The organism is Flagellimonas aequoris (assembly GCF_003584165.1).
GTDB classification, from domain to species: domain Bacteria; phylum Bacteroidota; class Bacteroidia; order Flavobacteriales; family Flavobacteriaceae; genus Flagellimonas; species Flagellimonas aequoris.
Genome location: NZ_QXFJ01000010.1, coordinates 110804 through 123417, shown reverse-complemented (window position 1 = coordinate 123417; position 12614 = coordinate 110804). Strand labels below are relative to the sequence as shown.

At 46.7% G+C, this 12614-nt stretch carries 7 protein-coding genes; all 7 read right to left on the bottom strand.

Annotation, left to right across the window (positions count from 1 at the left end):
- The coding region (istA, locus tag D2U88_RS04625) for an IS21 family transposase (RefSeq protein WP_119639143.1) at nt 1-1360 on the bottom strand (1360 nt) is incomplete at its 3' end.
- A 316-nt stretch (nt 1361-1676) separates the two neighbouring features.
- On the bottom strand, nt 1677-3230 hold the full coding sequence (locus D2U88_RS04620; protein ID WP_182859099.1) for a hypothetical protein: 1554 nt from the start codon (nt 3228-3230) through the stop codon (nt 1677-1679).
- A 25-nt stretch (nt 3231-3255) separates the two neighbouring features.
- Nucleotides 3256-4038 carry an enoyl-CoA hydratase/isomerase family protein gene (locus D2U88_RS04615; protein WP_119639132.1) on the bottom strand — a complete coding sequence of 261 codons (783 nt, stop codon included), beginning with the start codon at nt 4036-4038 and terminating at the stop codon, nt 3256-3258.
- A 44-nt stretch (nt 4039-4082) separates the two neighbouring features.
- Nucleotides 4083-5498, bottom strand: a complete 1416-nt coding sequence (locus D2U88_RS04610) for a sensor histidine kinase (protein WP_119639131.1) — start codon at nt 5496-5498, stop codon at nt 4083-4085.
- Between the two features lie 203 nt (nt 5499-5701).
- Nucleotides 5702-6247 carry a CopD family protein gene (locus D2U88_RS04605; protein WP_119639130.1) on the bottom strand — a complete coding sequence of 182 codons (546 nt, stop codon included), beginning with the start codon at nt 6245-6247 and terminating at the stop codon, nt 5702-5704.
- A gap of 13 nt (nt 6248-6260) precedes the next feature.
- Nucleotides 6261-9383, bottom strand: a complete 3123-nt coding sequence (locus tag D2U88_RS04600) for a VPS10 domain-containing protein (protein WP_119639129.1) — start codon at nt 9381-9383, stop codon at nt 6261-6263.
- Nucleotides 9384-9446: 63 nt separating this feature from the next.
- A complete protein-coding gene (locus tag D2U88_RS04595; RefSeq protein WP_119639128.1) occupies nt 9447-12581 on the bottom strand; it encodes a WD40/YVTN/BNR-like repeat-containing protein in 3135 nt (1044 codons plus the stop codon).
- Between the last annotated feature and the right edge of the window lie 33 nt (nt 12582-12614).

The window sequence follows — 12614 nt, the reverse complement described above, 5'->3', positions numbered from 1 at the left end:
CAAGGTGCAGTACGCCAAGACAGGATTTATAGGATTGTTCGGGATGCTGCTTCTTGTCCAATATGGCCATGATGTAGCCTTGGCAGCTTTCCCCTATGTTTCCGGCCCAGGCAATGAACCTTTCACTGCTCCATTCGCTGACGAAGCGGTGGTGGGAGGGCATGTGCTCGGCCAAAGTGGTATAGCCGTAACGTTTCCTGTTTCTTCGGTGCACGGCCAGCCTTTCATGTTTATGGTAGACCTCGACCATACTGTCGGTATAGACAAGCTTTACCTGTTTGCCGATATGCCTGTAGTGTACGCTGTAATAGTGCTTGTCCCTGCCAAGGTAGATATGGCTGTTCTTGTGCACGGTGGCCTGGGCGTACCGTTTTATCTCATAGCGTTTTTCGGGCAGGGGCATCAGTTCCCGGCTTTCCACCTCGAGGAACAGTGAACGTCGGGAGTATTCCCTTCCCCTGAAGGACATGTCGTTGTGCTTTTCCAACAGTTCCCGGATCGCGGTGTTGATATCGGCCACACTGTGGAAGGTCTCGTTCCGTAAGGGCGCGAACACCCTTGTGTAGATGATGCGCACGGCGTTCTCCACTATGGCCTTGTCCCTTGGCCTGTAGGTGCGCGTGGGAAGGACAGCCGTTTCGTAATGCTCGGCAAAGTCGGCAAACACCTCGTTGACCTTTGGTTCATAGCGGCTGCTCTTGGTAACGGCCGACTTAAGGTTGTCGGGCACCAGTGCCCTCGGCACACCGCCGTAGAACCACAGTGCGTTCTCGGTGCAGCGGATGAAGTCCTCGAGCTTCTGGCTGGCACATGCCTCCACGTAGGTATACTGGCTGCTGCCCAATATGCACACGAACACTTCCAGTTCCTTTAGCTCCCCGGTGTCCCTGTCGACAATGGTGAGCTTCTTGCCCGTAAAATCGATGAAAAGCTTGTCGCCGGCCTTGTGCTCCATCCGCATCACGGGGGAGGTCTCCTTTTGCCATTCGGCGTACCAGTACTTGAACTGTGAGAGCCTGAACCCATCGGGATGCTTGGCATAATATTCCTCCCAGAGCAACTGTCGGGTCACCCCGGTCTTTCTTATTTCCTTGTCAAAGTAGGGAAAGTACCGCTGTAGCTCGACCAGTTTTGGGCTCTTCGGCCTTTGGTCGGCCTTGAAGAGGCCGTGCAGTTCCTCCAGGGTCATCTTCTCAACCTCATAGGCCGTCAGACGGTAACGCTTGAAGAAATCGATGTACTTGGCCACTGTATTGCGGGAGATGCCCAACTGCTGGCTTATCCGCCGCTTGCTCACACCCGAGGTGTAGAGCTTGAATATCCTTTTTATTTTTCGCATGTCTATCTGCTTGTTCGCCATGGTCCTTTTTCACAAAAAAAGACCTTTGGCACATTACAGACAGATCAGGTCCAAAAGTGGCTCACTTTCGTCCGGCGCGGGTGGCTCACTTTCACCGGCCAGCTATGCTCACTTTGGTCCGGCGAAGGTGGTATACTATGTCCGGCGTTTCCAGGTAATCTGGCTCTAAACTTACCGATGCTCCCTATGGTTTGACGGATAGGGCATAGGAATTGACATGAATCTTATTTTGTAATCCTTTTCTTTCTTTTTGCTGGTTGAACCCAATAAAAAAGGGCTTCCCGAAGGAAGCCCTTTTTCTACGTTTTGTGGTCTTTTATTTAAAATCTACTTTTACCAACTGCTTTTTGCCTCCCCGTTTGGCATAGAAAAGCATCTTATCCGCCGCTTCATCCTTTAACGGCATGGAAACCATAAAAGGCAATCGGGCCTCTTGTTGGTCAATGATCTTTTCATAATCCATAACGCCGTTTTCATCCAATGAGATCATGAATACATTCCGGTTTCGGCTGAATCCCTGCTTAAAGATCAACCTTTCATTATTGATCAACTGTGGGTTTTCGGCTGCCGTACAGATGAAGAAGTACGTTTTTCCGTCCTTGCAATAAGAACTATACGAGGCATAGGCCCCATCGCCTTGGGTAACCTCTGTTTTATTGATGTTCCTTGCCCACTCCATGTTACCGTTCGGTGCAAGCTTCACACTAACAATGTCGTTGTAGTGGTAACGCTCAATTTTTACACGTTGTCCCGCTCCGGTGACCTCAAGGCCGGTACTCACAAAGTACTCTTCGGCGTTGAAGAAAATTTCCTCGCTTGGGGTGACCTCCACTCCTTTGAACACCAAATTTTTGATGTCCTTGTCCTCTTCCCGACCAAATTTATCGTCCATGAACTGTTGGGAAAAAGGATTGTAGCGCTGCGAACGGATGTCCAAGGTATTGGGGTCCAAATCAAAATAAGCAATACCGTTGTACCTGTTGTCCTTTCTATCCGCATAGAATCCCACACAGACCAGTCTGTTTTTCAGGAGGATAGGATACAACGCCTCTGGGTATTTACCAGGATCCACAAAGGACTGGGTCTGGTTGCTATTTTGGGTGATCTTGATCAGTTCATATTGGAACTTGCGTTCATCTACCTGAAAACGCTTCTTCTTGAAATAGGCCTTTCCAACAATGTAAGCGGTCTGCAAGTCTTGGGAGAAAGCAACATTCTCAAAAGCATAGTTCTTTTCTTCGATTTCATCAGAAAAATCATATTCAAAACGCTTTTTCAAGGTAGTGTCAAACAGATGGATGATGTGCTTTTCATCCTTTCCCTTTTTATGGTGGGTACTGATGATGAATCCTGTTTTATCCTCATTGAACAAGATCGCTGTGGTAAACCCATTGGAGAAATTTCGATTATAGTAGTTTTTTCCCACGGGATCGTTCACTTCTTCCGAAGCAATGGAAAGCAGCTTCTCCGTCCTAAAATTGAATTCGAAGATTGGACTTCTGTGCACCCAATACTCATATTCTCCCTTATCATAATTGTAATTGAGGAACAACAGGTTCAACTGTCCATTCTTGAGGAATCCATTCACAAAATCGAGTCCTTTGAGCTTGTAGTTGTATTCCGAAACCAGCTCAAGGTCGCTGTTGTAATGTTCAATGAGATAGCCTTTGGGCCTAAGGATCAATCCTTGGTAGTAGGCCCTTACCAATATGTAGCCTCCTGTACCATCTTCATCAATGGTCATAAGGTTGGAATAGCGGTACCTGTCATTGTATTTTTCGCCAAAATCGTAGCTCACGGGCATTTTTTGGGCAGATGCCATTATCCCCGCAAACATTAGGCAAAGTAGAAGAATCTGTTTTTTAATCATGGTCTGGCTTGGTTAAGGCCAACGGTCATGATCCGGGGAAATCTGCTTTGCGCTTTTCCAAAAAGGCAGATGTGCCTTCTTTAAAGTCGTCCGTACCAAAGCAATGGCCAAAGGCATCTATTTCCACGGCATAGCCATCGGCGTCATACTTAAAACCAGCATTTACCGCTTTTATTGCATGTTTTATGGCCACAGTGGAATTATTCGATATCCTGCTCGCCAATTTCTCGCAAAGTGGTAATAATTCCTCAGGTGAAACCACATGGTTTACCAGTCCATAGGCGAAAGCTTTGTCCGCATCGATCATACTGGCCGTCATGATCAATTCCATGGCCCTGCCCTTACCGATGAGCTGTGGCAAACGTTGTGTACCCCCATAACCTGGAATTACACCGAGGGACACTTCCGGAAGCCCCATTCTGGCATTACTACTCGCCACCCTAAAATGGCACGCCAGGGCCAGTTCCAATCCACCACCCAATGCAAATCCGTTAATGGCGGCAATCACCGGGGTTGATAGCGTCTCGATCAAATTGAACAGGTTTTTTTGCCCCATGGCCGACAATTGTCTGCCTTCCTTCACCGAAAAATGGGAAAACTCTGAAATATCCGCACCGGCAACAAATGCTTTTTCCCCGGTACCCGTAATGATGATCACCTTGATCTCGGGGTCCTCGTTCAATTCCTTGAAGGCCACGTGAAGCTCCTCAATCGTCCTTTTGTTCAGGGCATTCAGTTTGGTGGGCCTATTGATGGTAATGGTGGCCCATTGCTTTTCTTCCTCGATGTAAATGTTCTCGTAGTTCATATGCACTTTTTTGATGGAGGTCGGAAGGTCTTTCCGATTACATATTATCTTTTTTGTTCCTTGGGAAATCGGATAGTGAACACCGTTCCCTTTCCAATCTTTGAAGTAAAGTTAATGGTTCCCCCATAGTTTTCCACTATGTTTTTGACCATTCCCAATCCGAGTCCCGTACCACTGGATTTTGTGGTGAATTTGGGCTCGAAAACCTTTTCCCGGTTCTCGTCCAAGATGCCCACCCCATTGTCCGCAACGGAAATTTTCACATGGGAGCCTTCGGAGGCCACCGTGACCAAGATTCTTGGCGACTCCACATCGGGAACGGCCTGTATGGCATTTTTCACCAAATTGGTAATGACCCGGATCAGCTGGGTGCGGTCCAACTTGGCTATGATCTCTTCCTCATCCGCGATGAAATGGATATAGTCCTCAGTAAAAATCTCCAAGGCCAGTTTTACCACTTTCACCACATTCAACGTCTCGTTCTGCTGTGCGGGCATGTCGGCAAAACTCGAAAACGCGGTGGCAATATTGCTCATGGTATCGATTTGCTGGATCAACGTCTTGGAAAATTCGTTCACCTTCTTTTGGATGTCGGGATCATTGGGGTCGAATTTCCGTTCAAAACTTTGCACGGTCAGCCGCAGCGGTGTCAATGGATTCTTGATTTCATGGGCGACCTGTTTGGCCATTTCCCGCCATGCCTGTTCCCTTTCGCTTCGGGCCAATTTTACGGCACTTTCCTCCAACTCATCGATCATGCGGTTGTACGAATCCACCAGTTTTGCTATTTCCTCGCCAGGATTGGCCAAATAGATTTTCTCATTTTGGCGGGTAAGGTTGGTCCTGTTGATCTTATCGGATATGGTCTGTAGTGATCTGGTGATATATTTTGAAATGAAATAGGCCAATACGATTGCAAGGATCAGCATTAAAAGATAGACCATCCCCAATCGGAAAAGAAATTCCTTGAGCTCCTTATTGTTGAAGGTGTTGTCCTCAAAATAAGGCAGGTTCAAAATACCGATGGGCTTAAATTTGAGGTCGTTGATGTAGGTGTACGTCGACTGATAGTTATCCCCTGCGGCGCGTTTCTCCTCCACAAACCTCGATTCCCCAGTGTCTCTCAGGTAATTCAAAACATTGGAATTTAAGCAATTGGCTATGGAGTCTGCCTCAAAACTGGGTCGTGAACTTTTGATCAGGTTACCTTCAAGGTCGTATATGTTGAAGTTAACGTTCTCCACATTCGCGATCTTGTAGATCTCGTCCCTAAAGATGAGCCCTAGATTCTCCGTGTTCACGGGATATGTGGTTTCCTTCAACACATAGGATATGCTCTTGAGGATCTGTTCCTCCTTCCGCTGCAACCTATCGTCATGATAATCCTTGCCCTGCTCTTTATATTGATAGATGGTTATCCCCGCGATCAGCACAGAGGCAATGACCACTAAGGTGATCATACCAAAGAAAATACGGGATCGTAGGGATAATTTAGTGAACAATACTGCCTGATTTGATGATAAATGTAATCAATTATCGAGTCAACAAAAGACAAGTTACAAGTTCAAGTTCAAAAACAAGCTAAAGTGAAAAAGTAAGTTCAAGACATTGTCTGGCTAAAAATTCAAACTGTAATTGAACTTGAAACGTGTACTTGTACTTATCAAGCATCTGGGTTTTTCTCCCGATAGCGTTTGTACATTTTTATGCCCAACATTAAAAGGATGGCCAAGACGAACATGCCCACAATGCCGTAGATCCAATTGAAGGCACTTTTCAAAATCACCAAGAACACTACGGCAAATAGGATGATGGTGGCCACCTCGTTCCATATCCGCATAAAGTTGGAAGTGTACCGGATATCGTCCCGTTGCATCTGTTTAAATATCTGATGACACTTGAAATGGTACACAAAAAGCAACACCACAAAGGCCAATTTTACGTGCATCCACGGTTGTTGGAGCCACCCTGGCATCAAAATCAACAGCCAGATAGCGAAAAGGGTGCACAAAATAGCAGAAGGCCATGTGATGATGTACCACAGTCGTTTGGTCATCAATTTTAATTGTTCCGAAAGGATTTCCTTATCGGGTGACGGTTTCTGCCATGCCTCAATATGGTAAATAAACAATCTGGGGATGTAGAACAACCCGGCAAACCAGGTCACTACAAATATGAGGTGCAACGATTTTATGTAATTGTACAACACGGTCTTCTATATTTTACATTCTGATGGCGCCCACCCCATTTTCCCAAAGCTTTTTATTGAAATTGGGGATGTCGGTCTTCATCAAGGTCTCCGCTCTTTGTTTCAATCCTACCCACTGGGTGTCCAATTCCTTTCTTCGATCCTTGGAAGATTGGTTCACCCTAGGTAAGGAACTATTGCTCTGGTTCATCAAAAATAAGTACTCGGCCGTAAACTTGTTCGGGAAATTCTCCACATCGTCATACGCCTGCGATTTTCGCTGTACCATATCCTCGTCCCAAGCTTTCAATTTATCCAGAAGCGATTGCCCTTCTTTTTTGAGGTCTTCGTTATCCAAATCCTTCAGCAAATCCTTTAATTGGCCCTGCACCTTGAACAACGCGTTCAACTTGTTGTGCATATCCGTGAGATTGGCCTCAAGCTCATTCATAAACCGGTCCTGTTCCTCAAACCGTTCCTGGGTCATATCGGTATTGGGTGTGGGTACAATCATCCCCTGGGTGCTGACCGTTTGTCCATCCGCTTTTAAACTGATGGTGTAATTCCCCGGTGGTACTTTGTGTCCTGTAAAATTGGCTTCAATATAAACATTGGGAATCCCGGGCAGAATAGGGGTCTTTAAATCCCAAACAAATCGGTTAAGGCCCTTATCCGTTCCCAAGACAGGGGCAGGAGGTGCGCCTCCACCGTTATGGGGGATATAACTTTCATCCTTTTTAGAGCTGAACGTACGGACCACCTTACCTTGACCGTTCTTGATTTCCATGGTGATCTCGGTGCTATCCATGGACTTGGGCAAGTTGTAATAGATGACCATGCCATTGGCGGGGTTTACCCCTTCGTAAGGATTGGTCCCCTCCGCCTTTTTGGAACTACTGTTGAGTGGGCTTCCCCAAAAACCATGAACGGTGTCCTCTGGCTTAAACAGTTTCAGTGATGCGGAATCTCCATTGTATTGGGATAGCGTAGCGATGTTATCCAAAATCCAAAAGGACCTTCCTGAGGTTGCCACGATGAGGTCCCCTTCGTGCACTTTTAAATCAGTGATCGGGGTCTTGGGCAAATTCAATTGCAAGGGCTCCCAACTTTTCCCATCGTTCCAAGAAACATAAAGTCCCTTTTCGGTCCCCGCATACAAGAGTCCCTTTTGTTCCTGGTCTTCCCTAACTACTCTAGTAAAAGCTCCATAAGGAATACCGTTACTGATGTTCGTCCATGTTTTGCCATAATCCGTGCTCTTGTACAGTGCAGGGGTATAATCGTTGAATTTGTACCGGGTGGTCGCAATATATACCGTGGCCGGGTCATGGGGAGATACTTCAATGGCGTTCACCAAACATTCCTTTAACCCCTTTGGGGTGATGTTCTCCCAGGTCTCCCCACCATTTGTGGTGACGTATACCAATCCATCATCACTTCCCGTGTACAACACTCCTTTCTCATGAGGTGATTCGATGATATAAGCCAAGGTGCCATAGTTTTCGGCCCCAACGGCTTCGTTGGTATAAGGGCCTCCACCGTTGCCTTGTTTATCATCTTGGTTTCGGGTCAGATCAGGGGATATTTCCTCCCAAGTAAATCCATTATCACGGGTACGCAACACCAATTGCGCCCCATGGTAAAAAGTGCCCGGTTCGTGTTGGGACCAAATAATGGGAGCGTTCCAGTTAAAAAGGTACTTCATGTCCCTGGCCTCTCTCCCCAAATATTGAATAGGGGCCGCCATCACATCGGTGGCCATTTTGGATTCCATATCCAGCAACTCAATGGTTCCCAAATAACTGCCTCCCATCACATATCTTGGATGATCCGGGTCAAACGCCAAAAAGGCACTTTCTCCACCTGCCGCATAATGCCAATCTTCTTGGCCGATGCTCCATCTGCCTACGGAAAGACTTGCTATTTTCACTGAAGTATTGTCCTGTTGCCCGCCATAAATATTGTAGGGAAAAAGATTGTCTGTGTTGATGCGATAGAACTGTGCCGTAGGCATATTATAGGGCAGGGTCCAGTTTTTTCCATAATCATACGTAATGGTGGCCCCTCCATCGTCCGCCATCACCATATTGTTTGAATTATTGGGATTGATCCACAGGTTGTGGGTATCCCCGTGAGGCACGGAAATGGATTCCCATGTTTTCCCGCCATCTTCCGAACGGAATATTTCTGCACTGAGCACATAAACGGTATCCTCATCATTGGGATCTGCAAACACTTCAATATAGTACCAAGCACGTTGCACCAAGCGGTTGTCACCACTGACCATGCTCCAGCTTTTGCCCGCATCATTGGAAACGAACAGACCTCCTTTATCCTGGTTGGAGTCGCTCTCGATGATGGCATACACCTTATCCGAATTGGCCGGACTTACCGCAATACCCATCTTTCCCTTTTCTTTGGGAAGACCTTCTGTCAACTCTTTCCAAGTATTTCCTCCATCGGTACTTTTATAGAGTCCACTGCCTGGCCCACCACTCATGACGTAATTGGGTTTGCGTTGATGTTCCCACATGGCTGCATACAGCACCAACGGATTATTGGCATCCATGGAAAGTTCCGCGGCACCAGTGCTTTCATTCACAAATAGAACGTTCTCCCAAGTCTTACCCCCATCCATGGAACGGTAAACGCCTCTTTCCTTGTTCGGGGCAAATAAAGCTCCTTGCGCGGCCACATACACAATCTCAGGGTTTGTAGGATGAATGATGATCCGCGAAATATGTTGTGTCTGTTCCAATCCCAATTTGATCCAGGTCTTGCCCGCATCATTGGATCGATACACCCCATCGCCATAAGAGGTCATGACCCCACGAGGAGCATGTTCCCCCATACCGCAATACACAATATTTGGGTTGGATTCCGAAACAGACACGGCCCCAACGGAACCCATTTCAAAAAAACCGTCCGAAATATTATCCCATTTGCCTCCCGCATTGGTGGTCTTCCAAAGTCCGCCCCCCGTGGTGCCCATGTAATACGTAAGCGGATCACCGATTACACCGCTGGCCGTTACGGAACGCCCTCCGCGGAACGGTCCAATGTTCCTGAATTTCATGGTCTCGAAATACTCATTGGCGGTCTGGGCCATAGCCATTGTACAGGACAACAGCCCCAAAATCAACATTGACTTTTTCATCCTTCTGATTCGTTTGTGTTCTAAAAAATAAACCCCTTACCGGACGGCAAGGGGCTTTGATGTTTATTCTTCTATGCTCAAATAATCCAGATTGAGCTTGTTGAACTCTGCGTTAAATGCCGCAACCTCATCATCCACCAATTTATCAAAATCTCTCAATTGGGCCTTTATGCCCGCCGACAATTCCTCCTTAACGGCAATATCCTGTTCCGTTGGTGGGAAATCGTCCATGGAAACCAGACTGTTCAGGTGACCTAACTTATTGGTCAATCGAATGGGGAAGTTCAGTGGATCTTGCCCACTTCGGTTTTGGGTCTGGTATAGTTCCTTCTCTATGGTTCCGAATTTTTCCTTCATGGCCTTTGCCTTTTCCACCACTTCTTTGGTGGTATCATTGCCTTTGTATTTGGCAATGAACTCATCCAATTTTTTGTTGATGCCCCTTATCTTTTTGATGGATTGGTGTGCCAGGTCAATGGTCTCATTTATTTCTGAAATGAAATCGTATTGCTTCTGCATATCGGCAACAGAAGCCTCTGCCCTAGGATCTGGAAGAATCTTGAAATCTTCCGTTTGGGTTTTCCCGTTTACATTCAAATGGACTTTGTACGTTCCTGGAACTGCCTTGGGACCACTAAGATTGGCCCACCAAAGAATCATACCGTCCAAACGTTCGGCGCTTTTACCGCGAGTGTCCCAAACGTGGGTATTCCCTCCTTTTTTTACCTCCAATTTTTTATCCTTCTCTTTGGAATAGGTACTGTAGGTGGCCAAGGTATCCCCGTTCATTTTGGTATAGGTAAGGGAAATACTGTCCTTATCGGCGACGTCCTTCAAGTAAAAATGGGTAATGACCCCATTGGCCAGGTTGGTTCCTTCGGTCTTGGAAGGTCTTCTGGCCACATTTCCTTTTGTTCTGTAGCTCTCCCGTGGTTTGTACAAGATGGTACTGGCCGTTTTCTTGGCGTCATTCAATTGGTGAAGCACGGTAAGGTCGTCAATGATCCAAAGGCTCCTACCTTGGGTAGCCACGATCAGGTTATCATCTTTAATGGTCAAATCCGTGATAGGAACAATGGGCAGGTTCATTTGGAATTTCTCCCATTTGGCCCCATCATTAAAGGAAATGTACATTCCGGTTTCCGTTCCCGCATAAAGGAGTCCTTTGCGTTTTGGATCTTCACGCACCACGCGGGTAAAATGCTCATCCTCAATTCCGTTGGTGATCAACGACCAGGTTTTCCCGTAATCAGTGGTTTTGTACAAATACGGTTTAAAATCTCCCAATTTGTATCGCGTAGCGGCCACATAGCAAGTGCCTTCATCAAAAGCGGAAGGTTCTATGCTGTTGACCATGTTCCATTCGGGCATGATGGATGGGGTTACATTCTCCCAAGTCTTGCCACCATCCTTGGTCACATGGATCAAACCATCATCACTACCCACCCAAAGCAATCCTTCTTTTAGAGGACTTTCATTGGCCGCAAAAATGGTACAGTAATATTCTACACTGGTGTTATCCTGTGTGATGGGTCCACCACTGGAAACCAATTTTGTAGGGTCGTTTCTGGTAAGGTCACCACTCAACAATTTCCAACTCTGCCCTTCATTGGTGGTCATATGGACATGGTTGGAGAACGTATACAGTTTTTTGGGATCATGCTTACTGAACATGATGGGGAAGTTCCATTGAAAACGATACTTCATCCCCTCGGCTCCATAACCCATAGGGTTATCCGGCCAAACATTTACTCCCCTAACGGTATTTTTGGCATGGTTAACACGCACCAAAAAGCCATCGTAGCTACCACCATAAACAATATCATCATTGGCAGGATCCACAGCAATATGGGCGGACTCCCCTCCAGCGGTTTCTTCCCAGTCATCTTCACCAATTGAAAAACCATCACTCCTGTGCTTGATCCTCAAAGTGGAATTATCCTGCTGGGCTACATAGATCCTATAAGGGAAAGCATTATCAGTAGTCACCCTATAAAATTGTGCCGTGGGTTGGTTGTTCATGGTACTCCATGATTCACCTCCATCATAGCTGATCTGTGCACCGCCATCGTCCGCCATGATCATACGCTTGGAGTCCTCAGGAGCGATCCAAAGATCATGGTGGTCCCCATGCGGGGCATTTGAAGATTGAAATGTCTTGCCACCATCCGTACTTTTATGGTAATTTACATTGAGTACATATACCACATTCTCATCTTGGGTATCGGCATAGACCCTAGTGTAATACCACGCCCTTTGTCTTAGACTTCTATCGCTATTGACAAGTGTCCATTTGTTACCGCCATCGTCTGAACGGTACAAACCTCCTTTGTCCTTGTTCTCGACCATGGCCCACACACGGTTGCTGTTTTTGGGAGAAACGGTTACTCCAATAATCCCCAAAGTATCTGTTGGGAACCCTTCGTTTTTGGATATTTCGGTCCAGGTTTCGCCACTATCGGTACTTTTCCAAAGCGCCGAACCTTCCCCACCACTACTTAAACTGTAGGGAGTACGTTGCACCCTCCAAGTAGAGGCATATAAAATTCTTGGGTTATTGGGATCAAAGATCAAATCCACGGCACCTGCCAAATCGTTGGCATAAAGTACCTTTTTCCAGGTTTTACCTCCATCGGTAGTCTTGTACACCCCACGATCTTGGGTAGGTTTGTATAGGTTGCCCATAACAGCGGCATACACCGTATTGTAATCGGTTGGGTGAATCCTCATCCGAGAGATGTGTCGGCTATTTTCCAAGCCGATGGATTGCCACGTTTTTCCGGCATCTTCCGTTTTCCAGGCACCATAACCGGAAGATACGTTGCCACGAACGGTTTGCTCGCCTCCTCCAACATAAATTACATTATGGTCGCTCTTCGCCACCTCAACGGCACCGATACTCCCACCAAAAAATCCATCCGAAATATTCTCCCATGTGGTACCTCCATCGGTGGTTCTCCAAACACCTCCTCCAGTGGCACCAAAATAGAATAGATTGGGTTGGCCCTCCACTCCGGCCACCGTACCGGAACGGCCACCACGGAAGGGTCCGATCAATCGGTACTCCAGACTGGAATACAAGGCTTCCGGATATTCGGGAGCACTCTGGTTTTTCTTATTTCTTTGGGAATAGATCGGGGTAACGAACAAGGTACTAGCCAGCATAAGCAAGCCAATCCTGAAAAAGCAAGTCTTCATTTTTAAAGTGTTGAGTTAGTCAGGCTTAAATGT

Bases quoted from the DNA above. Each gene is read 5' to 3' on its own strand.
- D2U88_RS04620 (WP_182859099.1), bottom strand. From the start codon at position 3,230: ATGATTAAAAAACAGATTCTTCTACTTTGCCTAATGTTTGCGGGGATA.
- D2U88_RS04615 (WP_119639132.1), bottom strand. From the start codon at position 4,038: ATGAACTACGAGAACATTTACATCGAGGAAGAAAAGCAATGGGCCACC.
- D2U88_RS04610 (WP_119639131.1), bottom strand. From the start codon at position 5,498: ATGATCACCTTAGTGGTCATTGCCTCTGTGCTGATCGCGGGGATAACC.
- D2U88_RS04600 (WP_119639129.1), bottom strand. From the start codon at position 9,383: ATGAAAAAGTCAATGTTGATTTTGGGGCTGTTGTCCTGTACAATGGCT.
- D2U88_RS04595 (WP_119639128.1), bottom strand. From the start codon at position 12,581: ATGAAGACTTGCTTTTTCAGGATTGGCTTGCTTATGCTGGCTAGTACC.